Below are 26,393 nucleotides of genomic sequence, written 5' to 3'. Positions count from 1 at the left end.
TCTCTCTACGGATGGCACGCCGATCCGGTTCACTTTCCGCGTCGGGCGCGGACCGCGGGCCGGGGCAGCCTGTGCGCGCACGTCACCGGCCACGATCTCGTCGGCGCGGCTCACCGGTCCGCTGCCGGTGCACCCCGCCCAGCGGGGTTCCGGAACGTCCACTTCCTGGAGAACACTCCCGTCGACTGCAGGTAGAACGCCTCCAGCGCGGTCAGACTCCCGGCACGGCCGGCCGTCATCGCGTCGACCACCAGATTCAGCAGAGCCCGGTACTGCTCGGCGCCGAGGTCGTCGTCCTGGCCCGGATGCCGCACCCGTACCACCAGAGCGTCCAGTTCCTGGCGCGACAACGGCCCCGGCCCGGTACGGCCGGCCGCCGGATACACCCCCTCCAGCGCTTCGACCGCCCGCACATACCGAGCGACGTTCGGGTCGTCCGTCACCCCGGGCCCGAGCAGCTCCTCAAGAAGCGCCAACCTGGGCTGGTCGCCCGAGGCGGTCCCGGGGGTGAGCGCGGCGAAGACCAGCCCGCCGACGGATGGCCCGTCCGCGCGCGGCGCTTCCTCGCGCGGCACGGTGGCAGGCGGCACGGTCGAGGCGGCAGGCCGCCGCACCGGCGCGTGTCGCACGGGCACCCGCCCCGACTCACGTGCCAGGTCACGGTCGGGCGCGCGGTCCGTCGTACCGGTTTCCGGAGCCGGAGCCGGAGCGGGGCCCGCGTCCGGCGGGCCGGTCGGGGTCGCTTCGGCGGAGGCACCCATCAGTGCCTCCGCCACCCAGTCAGGGACCGAGGCGGAGGACGGGCCGGGAGCGGAGGCGCTGTCCGCGGGCTCGACCCGGGCGGCGCCGCGGTCACCGCCCGGGACGGGACCGAACAGCTCGGGCAGGGTGTGCTCCAGGTCGTCGGCGAGGTGGTACGACCCGGTCGCGGGGTCCTGCTGGAGGGGGAGCATGCCGTAGAGGCCGTTGGCGGCGTGGAGGCGTACGGTGCCGCGTCTGCCGGTGAGGACCAGGTCGACGTCGAACTCGTAGTGGCGGTAGCGGCGGGTGGCCTCCTTGTTGCGTTCGTCGGTCTCGCCCATCTCGGCGTTGAGCTCCTCGACGTCCTCCACCCCGTACTCGCCGGGCAGAAGCGCGAGATACGACTGGTCCGCCCCGTGTTCGCTCTCGCCGCCCCCTTCCGGGCCGAACGCGAGGGAGTAGCCGCGGGACGACGTGGTCTTGTTCTCGCTCTCCTCGTCCTGCTGGGTGTAGTGCCGTCCCCGGAACGGCGCGCCGTCCAGCGGCCCGATCGGGCGGGCAGCGGTGATCTCGACTTTCACCGTGGTCCTCGCGCGGCCGACCGGAACCTGGTAGGTGCCCTTCAGGAGTTTCGCGATGTTGGGACGGAGCATGCCCCGCCCGCTGTAGTGCGCGTACCGCAGACCGGGCACGGTGGTGAAGTCCAGGCCGGGCACCCGCCAGGCCTCGGGACCGCCCAGATCGGCCGGCGGGGTGAAGGGCGCCGCGGCCGGCGCCGCCCAGCGGTTGACTGCGCCGGAGGCCGGGACGGCCCACGGATGGAGGTTCTCCGCGAGTGCGGCGAGGCCCCTGGCCTGCTCCGCGGTCGGTGGCGGCGGCAGCTCCCGCTGCCAGACCGCGTCAGTGCCGAGGACAGGCGCAGGGTCGGCGACCGGAATCGTCTCCGTGGCCAGGTGGCTGGGCACCAGCAGCCGCACCTGGCCTCCGACCGGCGCCGTGTCGTCGTTCCCCTCGCCCTCGGTGTGCTGCCAGATCATGGGCCGGTGCGCGTACCACCAGTCGGCCGCGTCGCGGCCGTGCCCGGTGAGTTCTCCCAGCCCCAGGACGAGCTGACGCACACCGCGGACCGGGACGTACAGCATTTCGGGCAGCTGGGTGCTCAGACCGATGTCGATCCGGAAGGCCAGCGGGTACAGGAACTCCTCCGAACCCTCGCGGGGATTGGCCCGGTAGATCTCCAGGAGCTTGTCGCTCGTCTCCCGGCCTTCGCCGCTGCTGCCGCCGTAGCCCGCGCCGGCCTCCAGCCCGCCATGTCCGAGGCCGGCTCCCACGCGGCCACGCACGATGAACCCGCCCTCGTACTCGACGGAACTCTCCTCGCCGTGCGACTCCTCCCGCACCCCCTGCCCGCGAAGGGTCAGCTTCACGTCGGGTCGCGGCAGGTGCGTGTCCGCGGCGCCGATTCGGGCGGTCACCCGTACCCACAGGTACCGCGTCCCGCCGAACGCCTGCGGCACGGGCAGCCACCGCATGACCCCGCTCCCGGTGAGCACCGGGAACTGGTTGCGCAGCGCTTCGGAGGAGAACGACCTGTCCAGCTCGCGCTGCACGAGGTTCGGCCGCGCGTTGCCCGTGTCGCTCTCGGGCCGCAGCACCCCGCGTTCCCGCAGTCGCTGGGTGATACGGCTCAGCACACCGTCGCCGTGCAGCAGCTCCGGATACCCGACGGTGGGAAGCAACACCGGCAGGACATGACGCTGCGGCACACGGGGCCGTACAAGCTGCCCGCCCGGGGCGGTCAACCCCAGGTCGGGCAGCCGGCGTTCGGGCACCAGCAGATCCATCGCGTCGGTCACCCGCAGAAAGGCGGTCACCTCGGTGAGGTCGTCGCCCTTCCAGCGGACCAGCGTCAGCTCGAAGACCGGATCGGTCCGGTACGTGTGCGTGGTGCCGCCGTAGGTGGCGCGGCTGATGTCGATGCTGCCCTCTTCCAGCTCCTCTCCGTGCTTGCTCCCCCACTTCGCGCCGCCCTTGAGGGTGACCTGCACCCGGCCGCCCGGCCGGTCGTGCTGCTCGGTCTCACCGTGCTGTTCGTGGGCGCCGTCCGCACTGTGGACGGCCTCCTCGGTGTGAGCGGCGTCCTCACCGTGCGGGGCGTCCTCGCCGTGCGCCTGGCCGTCGGAGCCGGCGGCGTCCGTTCCGAAGCGGAACATCGGGCCGAACCCGCCTTCGGGCCCGGCCTCCCACCGCGTCTCGGTGCCGTGCGCGGCATGCGCCGAACCCTGCGCGTAGTGCTCCAACTCGGTGCCGTCGCCGTTGCCGATGTGGCGTGGGGCGTAGGCGCGCAACCGCAGCCGGATCGCCTGCCTGCGGCCGTCCGGACCGGTCGGCAGGGCGACATCGTGCCCCAGGCGTGTGGTCATCCGCCCCGGATGCGCCGCGAGCGAGCCCGGTGTCGCCATGGCCTTGATCTCGTCGGGCCAGTTCAGCAGGTCCTCCACCCAGCTCGGCGGGAGCCCGTTCGCCGCCGCGTACATCGTGGCGGCGAGGCGGGGCAGCTCCGGCATGACGAGGAACGACGCGAACACACCGGAGGTCCCGCCATTCTCGAAATCGACGTGCGGGCCCTGCGGCCACGCCGTGAGGCGGCTCACCGTCCCCGCGGCGGCCAGCTCCGCCGGCGTCGGCGGCACGGCGGGGACGTGTTCGTGCGGAACCGCGACCCGCGCGACCACCTCTCCCCTCCGGTCGATCCACCACCGCTCGTCAAGGCCGCCCTTCGAAGCGCGCACGCGCAGTTCGTAGACGACGTCGTAGACGTGCTCGTCCACGTCGCCGGTGGTCTCCGTGCGCCGGTAGGACTTCGCGCCCGAGGTGAACCCGTTCTCCACGCCGCTGCGGAAGCCGCCGTGCGCGCGGAAGGCGCCGAGATCGAACCGCAGCCAGTCCCGGATACCGAGCCGCGCCGCAGCGCCGGCAGCCACCTTCACCCCCCACTCGGTACCCCGGTGCCCCGACACGGCAGCGGCCTCCAGTGCGCGCGCGTTGACCGTCAGACGGTAGCTGTCACCGCCCAGCCGCTCCCGCAGGAACCCCTGTACCGCCACCTGGTAGGAGCGTCCGCCCAGCCGGATCGTGTGATCGAACCCGGCCATGAGCAGCGGCAGATCGCCCTCCAGCGCCGGACGGCCGAACCACGCCGCCAGGTCCCGGTCCGCCTGCGCCCAGTCCGTCGTCGCGCCGCCGGTCGCCGCCCTGTGCTGCCGGTCCAGCGCCCACCGCAGCTGCTCGTGGACCAGCTCCGCCCCCGGCAGCAGCAGCCCCATACCGAACCCCTGTCCCCGCCGGGTCGCCAGCGGCAGCGGCTCCCGCGGATGAGGAGCGGGCAGCGGGAGGTCCAGACGGCGCGGACGGCGGTACGCCGAGGCGGGCAACGGCAGTTCCGCGGCGCGCAGCAGAGCCCGTACGTGCGGACCGGCGGCGACCGGACCCGGCGTCGCCGCGCCCTCGGCCAACAGCGCCGGAGTCCGCACCGAACCGAGCAGCCGCCGCTCGAACTCGGCCGCCTCCCGGCGGGGCACCCCGATCTCCGAGTCGACCACCAGCGAGACCACCGGGATGTCGTGCGTGGTCGACCGTACCTCCGCGGTCACCCGCAGCCCGGCGCGGTACCTGGCCTGGTCACCACGGAAGTTGAGCACCGTGTGGCCCAGCACCTGCTCGCTCAGCCCGTGACCGGCCGAACGGCCGAACTCGGCGCTGAAGGTGAACACCGGCAGGACACCGGTCACCCGCGGTCCCTGCCGGGAGTCCTCGCCCGCCCCTGCCGCGTCCGCGGCGCTGACGCCCGCGGCGTTGAAACCGAACCCGACGGCGGCGTCGCTCGCCCCCGCCCTGGCCCACTGGAACGTGGTGCCCACGCCCATGTCGTCACGGATCCCCGCGCCCGGCGCGTCGGCCAGATACTGCGCGCTGTCGACCGCCGACGAGAGTGCGACATGACCCTCGAACCACTTCATCGGGCCCACCCGGAGCCGCAGTTTCCTCGTCACCACACCGTCGCTGAACCACGAACGGCTGCGGTTGCGCGCCGACTGCTCGTTCAGCAGTTCCAGCACACCGTCCATCGCGTCCCGCACCGCGTCAGCGGGCAGCCCCGAGTCCCGCAGCTGCGCCTGAAGCCCGGCGACCACCGGGATCAGATCCACCGCGTTGAGCACCTCCCGGGCCCGCGACGGCCGCAGCCCGGTCCGCGTCGCCCCGGTGGGCGCGTCCGGCGCACCGACCTGCGGCTCGTCCGGCTTCGCGAACATGGCCGGCAGATCCACGTCCAGCCGGTCGGGCACGGTCGCCCGGTGCAGCCGCTCCCGGCCGTCCACGAACACCCGCACGTGCACGCCCGCCACGAAACGCGTCGTGCTCGCCACGAACAGCTTCCGTCCGGCCACCACGTTCCGGCCCCATCCGCCGCCACGGGTACCTGACACCCCCGCGGCCAGCACGGGGACGCCCGGAATCAGCGCGGACAAGGCGGCCGAGCCCATCCGGAGAATCGTCAGCAGGGCGGCGTCCAGCCCCAGGGACACCTCGCGTTCGGCCGTGCCGCCGGTGGACAGACCGGCGAACCCGACCGCGTACTCGCGGACCCCGTCCGGCGGCTGATCGGTCACCCGCACCTGGCGCAGCACCGGCCGCAGCCACACCAGGCTCCCGTCCACCACCACGGGCAGGCCGCGGCGCAGCCACTTCTCCCACTGACGTGCGTCCGACGTCCCGAGCAGGTCCCGCACGGCGTCCCGGATCCCGCGTCCCAGCGCCGCGCTGTCACCGTCCCGCGCCACACCGGCGGCCACCTGGTGCGCCCACAGCTCCGCGCGTTCCTCCGGCCACGGTGCGACCCGCGGCACCGAGGCGTCACCCAGCGCGTCACGGCTCAGGTACCACGGGGGCGCCGGCTCCGGTGCAGGTGCCGGTACGGTCTCGGTCGCCTGCTCCTCAGGACCGGTCTCCGGCTCGTGACCGGTGTCCACCGAATAGAAGCTCGCCGCGTCGTCGTCCGACTCCGCACCGCTCCCCACCGTCCGAAGACCGACCGCGTCGTCAGGCCCGGCACCGGCCGCCGACATTCTCACCGCGCCGTCCGAAGGCCGCGGAGTGTGGACCGTCCATCCGCCTCCGGCTTCCGCGGCGACCGGCGTGCAGACCGGACCGTTCAGATGGACGGCCACCTGCGCCCCGAAGGACGGAGCGCCCGCGGGCCCGGGCTCTCCCGTCCCCGGGGCATCCACCACCACCGGGTCCCCGGGCAGCCACGTCGTGTTGCGGCGGATCCACCGTGCCGTGGCCGCCGCGTCCCGGGCCTGACCGTCGACGGTCAGGAGGGACGACTGCGGGTCGTACTCCCCGATGATCCGCGGCAGGTCATCCGCTTCCGGCAACACGCGGACCCGCTCGTCGGGCACACCGCCGACGGTGGTCCCGGCGCCGGCCGCGACGTCGTGAGGTTTCGCCGACTGCCGACGCGCGACGTCGTCGGCGGCGGGCAGCGCGTCACCCGGAAGAACCCCGTCCGGAGCCCGTTCCCCCGTCGTCACCTGGTGCGTCGCACGGGACCCGGGGGCGGTCCGCCGCGGAACGGGCCGCTCCATACCGTCCAGCACCGCGCTGACATGGGCCCTGAGCCGGTCGACCGCGGCCATCCGGCTGCTCTGGCCGCCCTTCACCGTCTTCCAGTCCTCGATCGCGCTCAGGATGGCCCCGAGCTGCCGTCGGTTGAGGCGGTGCTGCCCCGGGCGGTTCCGGCCGTCTTCCCGCCACGTCCGCACCGCGGCGTCCACCACCCGCAGTGCGGCCGAACGCCGGGCCATGGACAAGGCCGACACGGACAGCCAGTTCTCGACGATCGCCGTGTCGCGCGCGGCCCGGTCCCGGTCCTCGACGGCGGCCCGGTCCTCGACGGCGGCCGTCGACACCGGGCCACCGCTGCTCCCGGCCGTCCGGAACGCGATCGCCGCCTCCTCTGCGGACGCCTGCGCCGAGGCCGACCGGGCGAGATCCGCCGGCGAGGCGTAGGCCGGTGCCACCGCCAGGGGCTGCCGTGAGAGCTCACGCAGCAGTGGCACCCGGTCGATCGGCCGGAAGCCGGGGTCCAGTTCGATCGACATGAACTGCACGCCTTGGTAGAGCGGCCGTCGGCTCAAGCGGCCCCGCTGGGCGTCGATCCAGTAGATCTTGCCGTGGTGGTTGACCGCGTTGACGGCGTGCACGCTGGCGTTCTGCAGCTGCTCGTCCCCGGGCAGCATGAACACCACGATCGCGGACGACCCGTGGCCGTGGCTCTTGAGCCGCTGGGCCACCGAGCTCCACGCCTGATCGGACAGCGACCGTACGTCGTCGGCTCGGTGGTGGACCCGCCAGCCGGCGTTCAGCCACTCGGCCGTCCGGGACGGCCCGTTCTCCTCCACCCTCGCGGGCATGGTCGGGGTCCGCACGGTGGGTGCGGCCACCGTGGGCCGCCCGTGCCAGGACAGCAGCACGCTCCGCGCCACGTCCACGCAGTTGGCCAGGCGTGCGGTGTCCTGCCGCCACCGGCCGTTGACCCGCTGCACCCAGTCCGCGGCACCCATGTCGGTGGCCACCGAGTTACGTATGTTCGCCCGGTTGAACGCCTGCACGGGCCACGCGAGCCGATACGTACGACCGCGCGGATCGGGAAAGCGCTGGAAGGAACCGTCCTCCGCACGCGGAAACCGGCGCTCCAACCGCTGCTGCTCCTCGGCGCTGGGCCGCCGCAGTTCACCGGGCGCGTCACCGTACGGCCGGATGCTGTCCAGGGCAGCCAGGCCCGCGAGCCCGCCCGAGCCGCTGCCACCCGCCGCCGTACGGCCGAGGGAGGTCGTCGCCTGCGGTGGTACGGAGGAAAGCGGTGGTACGGAGGAAAGGGCTACGCCGTCCCGCTCCGCGTCCGCGCCGACGGGCCCCGGCACCTCGTGCGCTTCTTCGATCTCCCGGATCTCCCGCTCACCGCCGCCGGACTCAGCGACATCCGGGGCACCGTCCGTATCGGTTGCGACGCTCCCGCCCGGCACCCGGCTCGACGGTCGGCCCGGATCCCCCTCCGGACCTCCCGGGCCGAGCAGCAGTGCCCTGACGGGCGCCGGAGGTTGTGGGGCGGCGGCAAGCTGTCCCATCTGGGACAGCCGGGGTGAACTCATCCACCACACGTCCGCGGGCGGATGGTTCGGCCCGCTGATCACGACAATGCTGTGCGAATTGCCGAGGCCGTCCGGCGTCAGGTCGAGGCCACCGGCATGGGACCATACGCGCCTGCCCTGGCGGGTGGAGAGCGCATCTTTCAGTGCCCCGGACGCGGCGTGCGGCACGGCCAGAACCACGGGCACGCGCGGCGCGTGCGTCATCAGCGCCTGGTCGCGGTCCAGCAGGCGCAGGACCTCGTCGTTGGTGACCGGCGTCGCCGAGCCGTCGGGCCAGACGATGTTCAGCACGCCGTTGACGGCAGAGGCGTGCAGCACCCAGCGCGCGGCCGGGGCCTGCCGCGCCCACTGTGGCACGACGCGTCCCTGGAACGCCGCACCGCCACCGGGCACGGGGACCGCCTCGATCACCTGCCCTGTGTCCACGCCGGAGATCTGCCGACCGCTCCAGGTCCGGCCCTGCGGCACTCCTCCGGGGCCGACGATCAGGGTCCGCGGATCCAGCGCTCCCCTCAGCTCGAGGTCGAAGGCGGCCAGCGCGGAGACGTCGGACACATCACAGCCCGCAGCAGCAGCCGCAGCCACCGTCCTCAGCAACCGGATCTTGGTCTCTGCGTCCACCGGGGTGGAACCGTCCAGGTGGAGAACCTCGGCCGCCAGCGCCGAGACGCTGGGGGAGGCGGACAGCACCTCTTGCGCCCGGACCATGGCCCAGTACCGCCGGGCACGCTCCGCCGACCCCGCCGGAGCCGGGTCGCTTGCCAGTACCCGGGCGACCGCGACCATGTGGGGCAGTGGCGTGAACGCGCTCAGGGCAGGTCCCGCCGCGAGAGCGTCCCGGGCCCGTGCCAGCAGTGTCCGATATGCCGTGGTGTCGGGCGCCGGACCCGGGCCGCCGACCCGCCGGCCCTGGCTCGGGCCCTGGGCGGCATGCCTGAGCAGACCGAGAGTGAACGGCGTCATCGGGGCAAGGAGCGGATCGTTCGCGCGCATGATCTCCAGCGCGCCGATCCCCCGCAGCAGTTCCTGGTACGTACCGCCCGGAACATCCCGGTCGGCCTCCACGTCCGTACCGAACGTCAGACGCAGCGCACGCACCAGCCGCAACGTCCGCCCCCGGACCTCCTCCGACGCCGGGCCGACCCCGGCATGCAGACCCGCGATGACCGCCAGACCGTCCAGCTCCATCGCCGTCGGCTCCGGCACGAACAGCACCACCACACCCGGCCGCCCGTCAGGTGTGCCGTACACGCCGCGCCGGTATGCGCCGGGACGAGATCCGTCCTGCCAGAACGCGTGCATCCGGGTGTACGCGAGAACCCGCTTCCTGGTCTCGTTGGCCACGTGCTGGCCCACGGCCACCGTGACCAGCGGATCGCTCACGAACGGATCGGGGGCGCCTTCATGGTGTTGGGCCAGGGGAGAGTCCGCTGCCGCGGCACTCCAGCAGCTCGCCATGTCGATGACGGCGTCGTCCGGGAGCGCGGCCACACTCGGACGGCGCTTGAGGTAACGCCCGAACTCCGAACCGGACACCGCCTTGGCCGGACCGCCACCGCGCAATGGCATGACGGACGCACCCGGGAGGCCGTGCAACACGGCGTGGTACCGCACCGCGGACAAGATGTCGGGGTCCAGATCCCGCTCCCGGTGGGGGTGTGCGAGCCCAGACGCATCTGAGCTCGGCACGAAGTGCCAGATCGTCGTCATCCGAGGCAGTCGTGCGCCGACCTGTTCGGTCAGCCTGCCACCGTCACTGTCGGCCATGATGGACCGGCCGGTCGTCCCGCCGTCGTTGACGATGGTGCGGGTGTGCACGTCGCTGTCGTGGAACACCGTCCCGTCCAGCGCCGTCACGAGCCCGTTCCCGGCCGGGGCCAGACCCGGAACGCTCGGGATCCACCGGCCCACCGGCACTGCGGGGTCACGGTCGATCAGCCCGATCGCGTCCTCGTCCCGCGTGGGGCTGTACCGCAGCCGGGCCTCACCGCTGGCCGACCACACCGTACGGCCCAACCGGTCCGCCAACGCACGCGGCAGATCCAGACCCTGCCCACCCGCACCCGGCACCACCAGCACCACCGGAACATCCGGGTCCAGCGCCGCCAACCCCGGATCCTGCGCCAGCAACTCCACGAACTCCGCCACCGACAACCGAACCCGCGCACCACCCGGCCCCGGCACCCACACATGGTCGAAGCCACCCTCGGCCACCACCACGAACGGAGCCGGACCACCGGGAACGTGCCAGCCCGCCGCGTCCTGCGCCATCCGCGTCAACCGGCCGCGGCCGTCCGGCCCGTACACCCGCACGCTGTCCGTGACCACACTCCGGACCGGCACCGTCGACCAGTTACGCCCACCGGACCGCCCGCCCGAGCCGGGAATCCGCCCGCCGTCGGCGAACGCGACTCCGCCGAGACGGAACGCCGCCACCTCCGCAAGGCCGTTGGCCAGCTCACTGTGCATCGCCCGCCACGTGACGTCGAACAGCTCCGCCCGCTGCTCGACGGACACGTCGGCACCCGCGTCCAGGTGCAGCACCCGACGAGCCAGCACATCCACATCCAGCGGACCGCCCCGCAGTACCGGATCATCCAGCCACAGCGCCTCCAGCCGCTCCGCCACCTCACGCAGCTCCGCCAACCGCGCCCCGTCGCCCAGCACACCAGGACCGAACAGCCCCACCAGCAGCGGATCGTGCCGCCCGTCCGACCCGGGACCGCTGTCGACGCTCATCGCGTCCGCCCCGGCATCACCGGCCGAGTCCAGCAGGACATCGTGACGGTCCGGCCCCGCCTCCACGAACTGGTCCCGGTCCGCCGACGGACCGGGTTCGCCGTCCGGGGCCGAGTCGGTGATCGCGGCATCGCCGTCGTGTTCGGACCGTACGGGGGCGTCGGACCGTACGGGAGGTGAAGCGGGCCCCACGGGCCCGCCCACGGGCACCCCGCGAGGGACGGTCCGATGCCACGGGTCGGCGGGTACCCCCGGTTCGCCGGGATCGTTCAGCAGAAGGAGGCGTTTCAGACCGCGTCCGTCGGGCTCGGACAGGTCCATGCCCAGGCGCGGGCCGAACACCCACCGACCGGTCCGGTCCGCGATCGCCGAGACGAAATCCGGGTGGTCGGTGGCCGCCCTGGGGATGGCCAGTGCCAGATGGTTGAACTCACCGCTGGCGAAGTCCATGAGCAGGAGCTCGCCGATCTCGTCGAACGGAACACCGATGTACGAACCGTCTTCCAGGTCGACCAGGACCTCGTCCCCGGAAACCTCGGCTGCCAGCACATACACCCTGTTCGCCAGCCACGACGGGGCGTGGACGTGAGGCTGGGACCCGCCCTCCTGGTTGCGGTCGACGGTCTCGTACGCGTGCACGTCCAGAGCGGCGGTCCGCCCCCGGGCCAGGTTGCGGCCCACCTTCGTCCCGTGCTCGTCGCGCATCGCCTTGTCGCGGCGCAGTGCGCCTCGGAACTGCAGATCGAAGGCGGCCCAGGCAGCGGGCCGGGAATCGCTGTACCCCGCGGCGATCGCCTGCGCCACCCGTTTCCGGGTGGTGAGCAGGTGATCAGGGGACACCTCACTGGAGGGGTCCAGGTGCAAGACCTTGCGGACCAGCGCGTCCTTGTCCGGCACGGCCTCGATCGCATGGTGGGCGCGGACCAGCGACCAGAAGGCATGGGCGTGGTCGCCCACGGTTGCCGGCTCCTTGGAGGCCGGCCGCTCCAGGACCGTGTCCACCATGGCATCGTCCGGCCACCCCAGGGCGGTCGCCTGGACCGATGGCATGGGGACACAGTCGGTCAGGGGGACACCGGGCGTGGTCCCGTCCCACACCAGGGCCTGCTCCAGCAGCGCACGGTACTGGTCGGCGGCCGACGGCGGGTTGTGCTCCCCGGCGGCCACGTCGGGGAACTGTCGGGCGGCGTGGTCGAAGAACGCCATCGTGAACGGCCCCGTACCGTTGAACACCGGATCGGCCCTCCGCAGCCGCTCCAACGCACCGACCCCCGCCACCAGCGCCGCGTCCTCCTCCGCCGAAGGACCGGACACCCGCCGCAACGCCCGCACCAGACGCACCACGCCCGCGTCCGGCTCCCCCGGCAGACCCATCGTGTCCGCCAGGTCCACCAGCGCCTGCCCCGACGGCTCCGGCCGGAACACCCGCCACACGCCGGGCTCGCCCTCGGCTGTGGTGGTGACGAATTCCTCGATCGCCCTGCCCTGGACGCGGAGGCCCACCTGGCCGGTGGCCGCCAGGACGGTGCGCCCGCTCGCGTTCGCGGTCATCTGCGCCGGCTCCGGCGTGTCCAGCGGATCGGTCGTCTCCTCGATCAGGCCCCCCAGCTCGCACCGGTGCATGATGACGACCGCACGGTCCCCGCCCGGCGAGTCCAGCCGGGACAGACTCGGACGCCGTTTCAGGTACGCGCCCGCCGCCTCGCCCCTCCCGTACATCGTCTCGACCCTGTCACCGCGCCTCGCCCGCCACGAGACCAGACCGGAGCGGTTGCCGTGTCCGGCGAACACATACGCGCGTGTGCCGGCGGGGAGATCCGCCCAGAGCGCCCGCTCGGTCCCCACCTGGGCGAGCGTGGCGCGGTCGAGCTGCTGGTACTGGGTCAGGGACAGCAGATACGAATACAGGGTCTCTCTTCCGCCGGCCCAGTCGCCGTCGGAGTGGCTGGTGCGCCCTGTCGGCCGACCTCGGGGATCGACGATCGTGTGCGTGACCAGGTCCCGGTCGTCCACCCAGACCTCGTTGCCCGCCGCGTCGAGCAGGTACTGCCCGGTCGGCCCGGCACCCGTGTCGGACGGAGCCACCAGCCCCGGCGGGCTCACCACCCACCGGCCTCTGGGCAGCTCGCCCGGCCTCTCGTCGTACCGCGCCAGGTGCGGATCGGTCGCCCCCATGTTCACCTGGACCGGCCCGGTGGTGGCCCACACCGGCACGTCCAGCGCCGTCGCCACCTGCCGCGGCACCAGCATGACCCCGCGCCCGACGTCGGCCGCCAGCACCACGTCCGCGGCCGGCGGGCGCAACGGGTCGTACCGCAGCAGCTCCGCGAACACCTCGCCGCTGACCTCGTGGTCACCGACCAGGACCCGGTCCGTGCCCGCGGTGCGCCCGTAGGCACGGACCACGTACACGTCGGACGGCCACGGCGCCGCGCTCTTGGTACCGGGCACCATCTCCATGCCGTCGTCCGCCCCGGTCCTCAACACCGAGACAGTGTCCACGTCCAGACCGTCCAGCCACTCGTCGGTCCACTGCCGGTGCACCCGCCCGGCGCTGTCCCGGAACGTCCATCCCGCGGCGAAGACGCCCGTCGACTCCAGGTGGAGCGCCTCCAGCGCGACCAGGCTCCCCGCACGCCCGGCTGCCAGGCCGTCGGCCACCAGGGTCAGCAGCGCACGGTACTGCTCGGCTCCGACGGCCGCGCCCTGGGGCAGACGCAGCAGTCGCACCGCCAGGGAGTCCACCTCCGAACGTGACAACGGCTGCCGCGTCGCTCCGCCGCTCGCCGCGTCCACCGCCTCCAACGCGCCGACCGCTCGCAGATGTGTGTCGGAATCCGCGTCCCGCGTCGTCTCGGGCCCGAGCAGTTCCTCCAGCAGCGCCCTGCGCCGGTCGTCGGCACGCCTGAGGGCGTCGGCGAGCGCTTCCCCCGCGGACACCTGCGCGGCCGGTCCCGTGGAGGCCTGCGCGTTCACCGCGGTGACGACCGACGCGACGATCCGCGGCGGCGCCGGAGCCGGCCGTCTGAACGGCCTCCCGGAGTCGTATGCCGGCTCCTCGGGGTTCTCCGGGCCGACACCGGCACCAGCACCGGCCGACCGCTCCGGCAACGGATCGGGGCGCCCGTCCGCGGCGGGGTCGCCGTCCACCATCATCGCGTCCGGCCCGAAGTCACCGTCCACACTCATCGCGCCCCGTACGGGGTCGCCGTCCACCCTCACCGCGTCCGGCCCGTCCCCACCGGCCATGCCGCCCGGCGGCAGGCTGGACGGCTGCCCCGGGTCGTCGTCGCCGAGCGTCAGTTCCCGTTCGGCGGCCGGCGGTTGGGGAGCGGTGTCGAGCGGTCCGGGCTGTTGCGCCCACGGAGCGGAGTTCTTCGACCACTGGTCCGCTTCGGGCCGGCCCATCCCGCTGTACACGACGATGTTGTGCGCGCCGTGCCGCCCGCCGAGCTGCGACATGTCGAGGGGAGCCGGGTGGGACCACACGTGCCTGCCCAGGCCACCGGAGATCGCACCTGGCAGGGGCCCGGCGGCGGCACGCGGCACGACCAGAGCGATGGGCACGTGCGGTCGTTGCCTGCTGAGGTTCGGGTCGTGTGCCAGCAGGTGGATGATCTCGTCGTCGGGAACCGCGGTCTGCGAACCGTCGGGCCAGACGATGGTCACCCTGCCGCCTGCGGTAGCGGCCTCCAGCACCCACGCGGCAGGCTTGCCAGGGCCCGCCCACGGTGGCTCGACGTACCGCTGGAACGCCGCCCGGCCACCGGGACCGGGGACCATCTCGGCCACCCACGCCGCGTCCACTCCGGCGACGACCCGCCGACCGGTCCAGGTCCGGCCCTGTACCCGCCCCCGGGAGTCCACCATGAGCGTCCGCGGGTGCAGCGCCCCCCGCATTTCGAGGTCGACGGCGGCCAGCGCGGCAGGGTCGGACAGATCACGGCCCAGGGCAGCCGCCCTGGCCACCCGCAGGAACAACGCCTTGCGCAGCTTCCCGCCCACCCGGGTGGAGCCGTCGAGGTGGAGCACCCTGACCGCCAGCGCCGCGAGGTCAGCGGTGGCCAACGCCTCGAAAGCCCGGACCATGGCCCAGTACAGCCGGACATGCTCCTCCGGGCCCACCGGGGCGGCGGGGGCGAGCCCGAGCACCTCACGCGCCAGAGCCGGGACGTCGGCGGTTGTTCTCAGCTCGTCGGCGGCTCTGCCCAACGCGGGCAGCGGCGTGAACACGCTCAAGGCGGTCCGCGGGTCCGCCGCGACAGCGTCCCGGGCCCGCGCAAGCAGCGCCCGGTAGGCCGCGGCGTCCGGCACCGTACCGGGGCCGCCGGTCTGGCCCCGGGCGGCGTGCTGGAGCAGGCCCAGAGTGAACGGCGTGAGCCGGTGAAGAGCGGGGTCGTTGGCCCGCATCAGCTCCAGCGCGCCGATCCCCCGCAGCAGGTCCTGATACGTGCCGCCCGGCACGTCCCGGTCGGCCTCGACATCCGTACCGAACGTCGGACGCAGCGCACGCACCAACCGCAACGTACTCCCGAGGACCTCCTCGGAGGCCGGACCCGGCCCGCCGTGCAGACCCGCGACCCGCGCCAGCCCGTCCAGCTCCGCCGCCGTCGGCTCCGGCACGAACAGCACCACCGCACCCGGCCGGCCGTCAGGCGCGGCCAGGACCCCCCGCCGATCTCCGCCGGTAAGGGGTGATCCGAGCTGGACCACATGTGGCCGGGTGTACGCGAGAACCCGCTTCCTGGTCTCGTTGGCCACATGCTGCCCCACGGCCACCGTGCCCAGCGGATCACTCACAAAAGGATCGAAGGAACCAGGGGAGGAGGTCCCGGGGGCGTCCGCCGCCGTCGCACTCCAACAACTCACCATGTCGATGACGGCGTCGTCGGGAAGCGCGGCCACGCTCGGGCGGCGCCTGAGATAGCCACCGATCTCCGGGCCGGATACCCGCCTGGTCCCACCACTCCTCAGCGGCACCGAGGAAGCGCCCGGGCGGCCGTGCATCATGACGTGGTACCGCACCGCGGACAGGACGCCGGGGTCCAGGTCCCACACCCCGCCCACCGGACTCCTGCGCGAACCGTCGACGTCCGGCAGGAAGGAGAAGATCCGCGTCATCCAGGGCAGTTGACGGGTGTTCTCCTCGTGACTCCTGCCGTCGTTGTCGTCGGCTATCAGGGTGCGGCCGGTCGTCCGGCCGTCGTTGACGATGGTGCGGGTGTGCACGTCGCTGTCGTGGAACACCGTCCCGTCCAGCGCCGTCACGAGCCCGTTCCCGGCCGGGGCCAGACCCGGAACACTCGGGATCCACCGGCCCACCGGCACTGCGGGGTCACGGTCGATCAGCCCGATCGCGTCCTCGTCCCGCGCGGGGCTGTACCGCAGCCGGGCCTCACCGCTGGCCGACCACACCGTACGGCCCAACCGGTCCGCCAACGCACGCGGCAGATCCAGACCCTGCCCACCCGCACCCGGCACCACCAGCACCACCGGAGCGCCCGGGTCCACTCCCGCGAGTTCCGGGTCCTGCGCCAGCAACTCCACGAACTCCGCCACCGACAACCGAACCCGCGCACCACCCGGCCCCGGCACCCACACATGGTCGAAGCCACCCTCGGCCACCACCACGAACGGAGCCGGACCACCAGGGACATGCCAGGGCGCCCAACCACTCGCCCGGTAAGTCAACCCACCACGGCTGTCCGGGGCGTACACCCCCACACTGTCCGTGACCACACTCCGGACCGGCACCGTCGACCAGTTACGCCCACCGGACCGCCCATGCGGGCCGGAAATACGCCCACTACCGGCGAACGCGGCTCCACCGAGACGGAACGCCGCCACCTCCGCGAGGCCGTCGGCCCGTCCCCGGCGCATCGCGCGCAACGTGACGTCGAACAGCTCCGCCCGCTGCTCGACGGACCCGTCGGCACCCGCGTCCAGGTGCAGCACCCGACGAGCCAGCACATCCGCGTCCAGCGGACCGCCCCGCAGCGCCGGATCATCCAGCCAGAGCGCTGACAGCCGCTCCGCCACCTCACGCAGCCCCGCCAACCGCGCCCCGTCACCCAGCACACCCGGACCGAACAGCCCCACCAGCAGCGGATCATGACGCCCGTCCGCCCCGGGGTCGGCAACCGTGCCGCCCGGTGCCCGGCTGGGCGGGAACTCGGGGGTCCCGTCGGTGAGGTGGGTCCCGTCCGCGAGGTACGCCGCCGCCTCGGTCTGCGTCCGTGCGGGCGGTGCGGGCGGTGCGCCCAACGGGTGGTCGCGTACGACCGGCCCGGAGCTGGTGGCCGTCTCGATCTGGGCCAGGTAATCCAGCGGCAGCGACGTCCCGAGCGGAGCCGATACGTCCGCCATCACCCCGGAGTCGAACGCCTTCCGCGGGTGGTTGCGGAACAGCGCCGTCGGGTCGTACCCCCGGTCGGTCACCCCGGTGTAGTGCAGGATCTCGTGCAGCAGCATGCCGTTGTTCACGGCATCCTCCTGCCCGTCGTCCTCGGCCCGGAGGTGGAAGTGCCTCTGGTCCGATTCCCCCGGCTGCGGCGTCATCGTCAGCTCGACCGCTTCCAGGTGTTCCGGGGCCACCACCAGTTCGGCACCGACATGCACCTGGTCACCGGAGACAGGCAGCACGAAGCCCGTGTTGACGTGCTCGTCCAGCAACCTGGTCATCCGCTGCCGGAGGCCGACCAGCGCACCGGCGTCCATCCCCGCACCGAGCCTCACCGGCAGGACCACGGTCAGGTCCCGCACCCAACGGCCGTCCTCCGCCTGCACCCGCCGGACCTGGGCCCGGACATACGTCGCCTCCCCCGCCAGCAGGTGCGGAAGGTCGCCACCCCGGTCCGGAGCGGAACTCGGGTCGAAGATCTCCGTCCGCAGCCGGGCCGGAACCGCCCCGGCACGACGGTGCTCCCACATGTCCTTCGGAACGGGGTCCGCCGACGGCGCCACGAACTCCGGCGTGCGCTCCCCCCCGACCACCGGCGGTTCCTGCACGGACACGGCAGCGGACGATTCACCGGCATCCGGCGCGGTCGTGGGCGCGGGGCGCAGCGTGGCCGGGGTCAGGTACTCGCCCAGCCAGTGCGCCTGCTCCTCGTCGGCCGTCGCGGTGTCGATGTGCAACAGCTCCCGGGCCGCGGGAGGAAGTTCCACCCGCACTTCGCCCTCCGGCTCCTCGCGCCGGTCCGTCACCGCCACAACCCTCGACGCGAGCTCCGGCCGGTCCGCGAGGAACCGCAGCACCGCCTCCCAGAGCAGGTCCCGTTGCGGATGCCTGCTCACCACCGGCTCGACCTGGGTGAGATGCAGATCGCCCTGACGGTTGTAGAGGTCGCGCACCAGCGTCTGCACGACCAGCTGCGCCGTCCGCAGCGTCTCGGCGCGTCCCGGCACGGCGGTCTCCTCCGCCGGGCGGTCCGGCGGGTCGATCCAGCTCAGCGCGCTGTCGACCTGGATCCCTCCGAAACGGGGCAGGTCCTCGGAGGCGATGCCCAGATTCCACGCCAGCGTGTTGATCACGCCGGGCCCCGTACGCATCATCACGGAGTTCCGGCGGATACGGCCCTCGCCCGTGGTGAAGGCCTCGGGAGGGACATCCGAGAGGTCGGACATCAGCTCGTCCTGGGGAACGGTGTAGAGCTGCTTGATCTGTTCCAGGTAGAGGCCGGCGAAGGGATGTCCCTTGGGCATGACCAGCGCGGAGTTCCCGAGCGTGTTCCCGTCGTGGTCGATGGCGTACCCGTGCGGGGAGGTGACGGCCGCCGCCGCGTGGCTCGGGTCGTGCAGCAGGTTGTCGCCGTCGACGTAGATGCCGCCGAACCGGTCAAGGATCTCCAGCCGGAGGATGTCACTGGCCGCCGCGTAGCCCGGCCCCACCTGTTTGGCGGTCTCGGCCCGGTAGAAGTCGTGCAGGCTCATGGGCGACTCGGCGTTGAACACCTCGTCGACGTTGAGGACGGCCACCTTGTGGTTCCGCGCCCAGGCGAGCATGTCCCGCACCTCGACCAGTTCCGGGCTGTCCGAAGCCGCGGGCGCCGCCTTCGCCTGTTCGAACAGGGCCCGCGGAACGTCGGTCCACACGGCCGCCCGTGCCATCCCGTCGTACCGCTCGGACATCCACGCCACGTTGTCGCGGAACGCGGCCGTCTTCCCGGTGTCCCGCAGCGGGCCGCCGAGCCAGATCGAGTGGATGACGTTCGGCATGTCCGCCCTGGCGGGCAGCGGCGGCAGCGGCACCGTCGCCCCCGGCGCCCAAGCCGTCCGTTCATCCCCCGACCGCTCGGTGACCAGCGACCAGCCCTCGGTCGGCGGCAGCGCCGCGGGTGGCATCTCGTCGGGCGACGGGGTCGGCCGGACCATGTCGAGCCGATCGAAGAAGGTCACGATCTGCTCACCGGACAACGACGAGTAGTCGTGCCCCGCCAGGAACCGCGGCGGCGGCGCCGGTCGGCGCGTGCCGAACAGGTCCGGCCCCAACAGTTCGGTGCCGGGCACCGGCGCCGGGCCGGTCCCCGGTGCCGCGACCGCGGAGTCGCGCAGGTCCTCCAGCAGTTCGTCCGCGCTCGTGTACGGGCCGGTGGGCCGCCCGGCGCCCGGCGCCCGGCTGGGCGGGAACAGCGGGGCCTCGTCCGCCGGGTCCAGGGCGCCGTGCGTCGGCTCCGATGGCCCGTCCGCCTCCTGCACCGTTCGCACGGCGGGGGCCGTGAGCGGGTCCGGTGGTGCCGCGGCCTGTTCCGTGTCCGAGCGCGAGAAAGCCGCTTCGGTGGGCGGGCCCGGGTCCGTCGCGGGAGCAGGCGGCAGCGGGCCGCCCGACTCCAGCAGCAGGGGAGGCGATGCGTCCGGGGCAGCCGGGTCGGCGGAGGTGTCGGCCGGGTCGCCCGACTGGGTGACGACGCGGTCGGGCCGGTCCACGTGCTGGGCGTGGCCGGACCGGGGCGGTCCCGTCCGGGCGGTCGGCTGGTCCGGGGTGTCCGGCGAGGAAACCGGCGGCTGCTTCGGCTCGGAGACGGTCCGTACGTCCGACACACCGGTCGTGGTCACCGGCACGGACGGATCGGTGACCCGCCGGTCCGGATCGTCCCACAGACCGAGAACGTCACTGATCTGCCGCGCGAACTCCTGGGGCGTGGCGTCGGTTCGCCACACGAACGGCGACATCTGCCGGCCGGAGTCGGGGCCGACCAGTTCCACCCGCAGGTGCGGCTCGCTGCCGGGGGGCGCCGGCTGCACGGTCACATGCAGCCGGTCACCGGAGTCGGGCAGGACGTGTCCCGGGCCGTTGACCTCCTGCCGCACACCCGTCTCGATGCGCTCCCAGATCGCGTCCAGGTCCGTTTCCGGCACCGTGTGGGCGTTGGTGAACTCCAGGTCCACGGTCACGTCGGCGAACGACGTCCCCTCGAACTCGAACTCCCGTAGGTCGAACGGGATCTCGGTCGGCGGCGGCGTCCTGGTCGCGTCGGCCGTGGACGGCGCCGGGGCGGGGGCCGCCTCCACCCGGATCGGGGTCGCGCGGTCCCGCACACTGTTCCAGTCGGTGTCCGTCGTCGTGGGCGGGCTCGTCGTCAGAACAGTGGGGTCGCCCGTGCCCAGGTCGGGCAGCCGGGTCTCGCGGTGTCCGGTTTCGCGTTGATCAGTTCCACGGTGTTCGGATTCGCGGGGTCCGATCTCGCGCTGTCCGGATTCGCGGGGTCCGATCTCGGACGGCCCGGTCTGCGTGGTGGCGGACGGACCGGACGCCAGGTCGGAGACCGGCGGCGACAGCGGTGGGGTGACGTCTGGCAGGGACAGCGGGCCGGGGTTCGGCAGGGACAGCGGACCGGAGGTGGGCAGCAGCGGATCGGTCAGCGAGCCGTCGTCGGTTCCGCCGTAGGAACTCAGGTCCTGGAGTTCGGTGAGCGGCGTGTCCGTACCCGTGTCCAGCAAGGAGGTGTCGTCGCCGGCGTATGGGTCGTAGCCGTCCGGGCCCAGCGGCCCGCGGGGCGCGCGAGGGGTGTTCGGGAGGTCCAGCGGGGACTGGTTGCCCAGCGGGGGGACCGGAACGTTGCCGAGACCGTATTCGGAGCCCGATTCGTAGCCGGAGTCGTGACCGGGGTCGCCGGCGTCGTAGCCGGAGTTGTCCTCCGGCCCGGTCTCGGCGAACAGGGTGGTGCCGTCGTCCTGCCGCCCGTACGGGTCGGTCGTGACAAGGCCGCTGTTCCCGTCGCCCGTGACGTTCGTCCCCGTGCCGAATCCGGTGCCGGTGCCGAACCCTGTGCCGACGGTGTCCAGGCCGGGGCCGACGTCCACGCCGGGGCCGACGTCGAAACCGGGATCCGAAGTGAGGTCGGGATCGGAAGTGAGGTCGAGGCCCGGGTCGAGGCCGGGGCCGGGACCGGCGGTGAGGCGCAGATCGGGAGTGGGGACGGGCGTGGGGTCGGTGAAATCGAGGCCCTGATCGCCGCTGACGAACGTGGACGGCGGACGGTCCGAGCCGGTCGGTGTGGTCCCGGGTCCGTAATGGGGGGTGGGCAGGGGGCCGGAATCCAGGTTGGAGTAGTCGGGGTTCTGGCCCCAGTCGATGTCCGGGCCGTTGCCCGGGCCGTGCGTTCCGCCGAGGCCGAACTGGCTCCCGGGCGGCGGCATTTCGTTGTGGAAGTCGAGGTTGTGCCCCCACTTGCCGAAGTCCTGGGCCCCCTTGAAGAACGGCGAGGTGAAGAGGTTGCTCACGACCCCGCCGAGCACCGTGTCCCAGTTCCACTCCCAGTTACCGTCCAGCAGGCCGGTGGTGACGAACTCGCCCAGCCCCTCTCCGAAGCCCTCGATACCCGAGTTCCACAGCTCGTGGAAGAAATTCTTGAGGAACTTGTTGTCGATGCTGTCCTTGAAGAAGTGCTTGAAGAAATCGTCGAAGCCCCCGAGCCCGGAGATGAAAAAGCCGGTGAAGAAGCCGTACAGCGAGCTCTCCCCCACGTCCTTCCAGTTGATCCCGCCAGGTCGGCGGTCGCCCTCGTTGACCCCGATCATGGTGAGCTGGGCCGCGAAGTTGATCAGCCCTTCCTGGAGCGCCGCGGTGATGCCGGGCAGCAGGTGGGTGCGGCTCAGCAGCCGGTCCAGGATCACCAGCAGGGCGAAGGCGGTCCTGGCCTTGGCTGCCGCCGCCGCGCCGAGGCCCAGACCACCGAAGATCCATTCCGTGGCCGCGATGAAGGCCAGTTCCAGCAGCAGCACGGCGATCTCGTAGATCATTTCGATCTTGGCCTGCATGATCTGCATGAACTGTTCGATCTGCCCCTGGACCATCGCCAAGAGCTGGTCGGCGAATTGCCGCAGGTAGTCCATCCCGCCGACGACACCGGTCAGCGTCGACATGGCGAAGACGTACAGCTCGATCACTTCCGGCGGCAGGGCACCGCGCACCTCGGCCAGCGAGTCGTCGATCCACTCGCGCAGTCTGAGAACGCCTTCACCGAACTCTTCGAACAACAACCGGCTTTCGTACGCCATGTTGTACAGAGCGCTCGGCGGCTTGTCGCCAAGCAGCAGGAAGAAGAGATTCGCCTCTTCCTCGGTGAATTCGATCTCGTCGCGCACGGGTCAGCGCCTGTCGCCGTCGGATCCGGGGCCGTTGGAGCCGCCCAGCTCGTCGAAGTGCGAGTCCAGCTCGTCGATGTTGTCCAGCGCGAACTCCTGGGGCCGGGTCAGCTTCTTGAGCGTGGCGACCTGCGCCGCGACCACTGCCTCAACGGCCTTCGCAAGGTACGTGCCGGTATCCGTCACATCCCGCTTGTTCTTCTTCCAGATGGGCCGGAGCTGCTCGGCGTACTCGTCGCCCTCTCCGGGGTAGGCGTCGTACCGCGGTGCGGCTGTTTCGAACTGCCGCACGAGACGCAGCGCTTCGTCGCTGATGCTCTGCAGGTGGTGCACCACGCCCACCAGCCGGGTGGGGTCGCCTTCGAACGTGCCGCCGCTAACCATGCTCCGGGTCCTCGTGTATCTCGTCGCGCAGCCGGTCGCTCGCCGCTCCCCGGCCGTTTCCATAGGCCGCTGCGGACAGCAGCGGGCCGAAGATCTTCTCCCAGTCCATGTGCGTCTGCCGCGACGGCGCATCGGCTGTGTCGCGGGTGGCCAGCGGCTCGAACGCGGCCATGACCCGGTACGCCATCTGCGCCCGGCCCTGGTTGGCGGCGTCGAGCACGGTGGCGGCCAACTGCGCGGCGCCCATCGTGCGGTACTTGCCGTCCAGGAACTTCAGCTGGGTCAGCTCCCCCTGCGGACCCACGGTGACCTCCACCGAGCGGTCACGCGAGGCCACGGTCACGGAGGCGGCCTTCAACTCCTGCTCCGCGCGTGCGACCGCCTCCCGGGTCGCCTCCAGATCAGATCTGGCCTTGGCCAGCCGTTCCGCCATGCCTTCCATCGACACGTGGCTGCTCCTTCCTGCTCGTTCCCTCGTCCCGACGCGCGCTGCTTCCTGCTCGTCCTGATACGGACCGCGCGTTCCTGTTCCGCGGCTGTGCGTTCCTCTTCCGCGCCCGCGGCGCGTTCCCGGTCTGCGGTCGCGCGTTCCTCCGCTGCGCACGGCTGCGAACTCACCGGCCGATCACCGCCGGGGCGCCGCCCTCATCCGTTCCCCAGACGTCCTCGTCCTCGGCCAGCCAGGAGGAGCGCTCGCGGTCGTTGCTCTCGGTCTGGGCCTGGTTGCCGCCGCCCATACCACCCATCGGCGGCATGAAGGGGGTGCCGGAGGAGGTGCCGACCCGCTGCGCAGCCCCGACCTCCTCGTAGCCGCCGGTGCCGCGCCGGTCGCCACGGCGCGCGAGGAGCTGGGGCCGGCCGTCGATCACGGTGCGGACCCGCTCGGCGGAGGAGGCGCTGCCGGCCGAGACCTGGCCTCCCATCGTCATCCCGGGCGGCATCATCGGGTACGAGGGAGCGCCGCCGTCGCCGGCCTGCCCCCTCCCGCTGCCGTACGCGCTCAGCAACTCCGTGGGGTCGTACGGCCGGTTGTCGTACAACTCCTCTTCGTACCCCGGGTAGGAGGAGCGGTAGTCGTAGTCGCTGCCGACGCTCTGGGGACCGGGCAGAGCGCTGCCCGGGCTGAGCGGAGTGGTCTCGGTCCTGCCGTCCGGGTACGTCGTCGTGGCCTGGTGGCGGTCCGGATCGATGACCGTGGAGCGGCCGTCGGGGAAGTCCGTGGTGACCGTGCCGTCCGGGTTGAGGGTCGTCCAGCTGCCGTCCGGGTTGTGCACCGATTCGCCCGGCGAAAGGCTCTCGAAGTCGACGCTTCCGTCCGGGAGAACGGTGACGCCGGTGTGCTCGCCCGGGTCGACGGTCGTGAAACCGCCGTCCGAGAAGTGCTGGGTGACCGAGCCGTCCGGATTCAGGATCGTTCGGCTGTCGTGGAAGTCCGGCAGCGACGGCGTCTCGCGCTGAAGCTGGTCGAACCGCTCCTGGAGTTCCCGCTGCCGCTGCGCCTGGTCCTGCTGAAGCTGCTGCTGACGCTGGTCCTGGTCGTGCTGAAGCTGCTGCTGACGCTGGTCCTGCTGCTCTTGCAGGTGCTGCTGGCGCTGCTCCTGTTCGCGCTGCCGCTGCTCCTGCTGCTTCTGCAATTCCTGCTGGCGCTGGTCCTGCTGCGCCTGCAACTCCCGCTGACGCCGGACCTGCTCCTGCTGCCGCTGCTCCTGCTTGGCTTCCTGTTCCTGCTGCCGCTGGTCCTGTTGGGCCACCAGTTCCTGCTGGCGCCGGTCCTGTTCCTGCTGCCGCTGCTCCTGCTGGGCTTGCAGCTCCCGCTGGCGCTGGTCCTGCTCGCGCTGCACCTGTTCCTGCTTGCGCTCCTGCTCCTCCTGCCGCTCCTCCTGTTTGGCCTCCTGCTCGGCCTGCTGTTCCTTGTACTCGGTCTCCGTCTTGATCCGCAGCTGCTCCTGCTTACGTTCCTGTTCGGCCTGCTTGGCCTGCTGCTCCTTCTCCTTCGCCTCCTGCCTGGCGTCCAGCTCCCGCTGCCGCTCCTCCTGCTTACGCTCCTGCTCAGCCTGCTTGGCCTCCTGCTCCTGCTCCCGCTCCTCCTGCTTGGCGTCCAGCTCGGCCTGCCTGCGCCGCTGCTCCTCCTTCTCCTTCTCCCGGTCGGCCCTCGCCTGCGCCAACGCGATGGCCTGAGCCTGTTGCTGCTCCCTCTCCTTCGCCTCCTGCTTGGCCTCCTGCTCCCTCTCCCGCTCCTCCTGCTTACGGTCCAGCTCCTGCTGCCGCTCCTCCTGCTTACGCTCCTGCTCAGCCTGCTTGCGCTCCTGCTCCCTCTCCCGCTCCTCCTGCTTACGGTCCAGCTCCTTCTCCTTCTCCTCCTGCTTACGCTCCCGCTCCTCCTGCTTGCGCTCCTGCTCCTCCCGGTACTCGTCCTCTTTCTTCTCCCTGCGCTTGTTCTCCTCCTCCTGTTCTTTCTGTTTTTTCTCCAGATCCCCCTTTTCCTTTTCAGCCTTGTCCTTCTGAAGCTCTTCCGACAGACTGGGGCCACCCCTGGCAGAAACCGGATCCAAAGAAATATCGAAAGCCTTCTTGATCCGCATCAGAGATTCCCTGGAAGGGTTCCCGAGTTTCTCTGTCACAGATTCCTGCCAAGCCCCGATCGCCTCCTCTCCGATCTTTTTCCAGGTGGCCATGGACTCAAGATGCCCGTAATCACCGTACCCGGCATCGAAGTCACCCCTGTCCACCTCGATGTAGTCCTCGTATTTGACGCCATTGTTGTAGTTGTACGAGGTGTCAACCCTGGAGCCGAACCCGGTGGCCGTGATGTTGTGGTCCCAGATGTGCTTCGTGACCTTCAGCAGGATGTCGTGCAGCCACCGCAGCGGGTTGCCCTGCCACAGTTCCCAGTAGGCCCATCGCTGCTGCAGGTTGTTCAGTTCGTTGACGAAGGTCTCCCGCGCGGCCCTGAGCCTTTCCGCGTGGAGCGAGCCGGCCGTACCGATTCTCGGCATGTCCTCGCTGTACTCCTGGTACAGCTTGTTGATCTTGTGGACGAGGTCGGCGAAGACACCCGCGGCCTGCCCCCGCCATTCCGAGTGCTCCCCGCCGAGCCGCTCCTGCCACCGCTGCAGCACCTTGTTCTGGTTGTCGAAGAAGATCGCAGCTCGGGTGAACGCGTCGGCCGCGCGGTCGAAGGAGTTGTAGTCGACCGCGTGTTCCATCGGAACATGGAGACCGGACCACTCGAAGCCGGCGGTGGTGTGTCCCCAGATCAGGGCCTCCAGGGCCCGTCCGCTTCCGTAGCTGTACTGGGAGAGCGCCAGATCGCTGTACGAACCGAAGGCGGTTCCGGTGACGACGCCGCCGGTGGGAGGCGACGAGGTGGCGTTGCTGCCCAGGAGCCTGATGGACGCCTGCCGCAGCTTCAGCTCCGTGCCCGGTCCCGGGTGCCGGTCCTGCGATCCGCTCTTCGGCGCGTAGAAGGGAATGACGATGTTCTTCGTCTCGATGGACGTGCCGGAGTTCTCCACCCGCCAGTAGAGGTTGTCCACGATGGTGTAGAGGTCGTCCTCGGGCGCACTGTCCATGTCCGAGATCTCCACCTCCATCAGTGGGATCTTCTCGTCCCCGCCCACGAGCGAGTCGAACAGGTTCGCCCGGTCCGGTATCGGATATCCGGTGAAAAGTTTGACGACCTGGGCCCAGTAGTCGTCGGTGGAATGGGCGGGGTAGACAGGCATGCGC

General features: G+C 71.7%; 4 protein-coding genes. All 4 read right to left on the bottom strand.

Going from position 1 to position 26,393, the window contains the following annotated elements; all coding sequences use genetic code 11:
- Positions 1-110: 110 nt before the first annotated feature.
- Positions 111-22,280: a lonely Cys domain-containing protein gene (locus VIW71_RS08460; protein WP_331621418.1), complete on the bottom strand. Its 22,170-nt coding sequence runs from the start codon at positions 22,278-22,280 to the stop codon at positions 111-113.
- Positions 22,281-22,283: 3 nt separating this feature from the next.
- Positions 22,284-22,664 carry a hypothetical protein gene (locus VIW71_RS08455; RefSeq protein ID WP_331621417.1) on the bottom strand — a complete coding sequence of 127 codons (381 nt, stop codon included), beginning with the start codon at positions 22,662-22,664 and terminating at the stop codon, positions 22,284-22,286.
- Positions 22,657-23,106, bottom strand: a complete 450-nt coding sequence (locus VIW71_RS08450) for a YbaB/EbfC family nucleoid-associated protein (RefSeq protein WP_331621436.1) — start codon at positions 23,104-23,106, stop codon at positions 22,657-22,659. Before VIW71_RS08450 ends, VIW71_RS08455 begins: the two co-directional genes overlap by 8 nt.
- Before the next feature lie 172 nt (positions 23,107-23,278).
- Positions 23,279-26,389, bottom strand: a complete 3,111-nt coding sequence (locus VIW71_RS08445) for an AAWKG family protein (protein ID WP_331621416.1) — start codon at positions 26,387-26,389, stop codon at positions 23,279-23,281.
- Positions 26,390-26,393: the final 4 nt, after the last annotated feature.

The sequence above is a fragment of the Streptomyces sp. genome, assembly GCF_036524955.1.
Lineage (GTDB): Bacteria > Actinomycetota > Actinomycetes > Streptomycetales > Streptomycetaceae > Actinacidiphila.
This window is presented reverse-complemented; position numbering and strand designations above follow the sequence as displayed.

Excerpts from the sequence above, each read along its gene's own strand:
- VIW71_RS08455 (WP_331621417.1), bottom strand. The coding sequence starts at position 22,664 with ATGGTTAGCGGCGGCACGTTCGAAGGCGACCCCACCCGGCTGGTGGGC.
- VIW71_RS08450 (WP_331621436.1), bottom strand. The coding sequence starts at position 23,106 with ATGGAAGGCATGGCGGAACGGCTGGCCAAGGCCAGATCTGATCTGGAG.
- VIW71_RS08445 (WP_331621416.1), bottom strand. The coding sequence starts at position 26,389 with ATGCCTGTCTACCCCGCCCATTCCACCGACGACTACTGGGCCCAGGTC.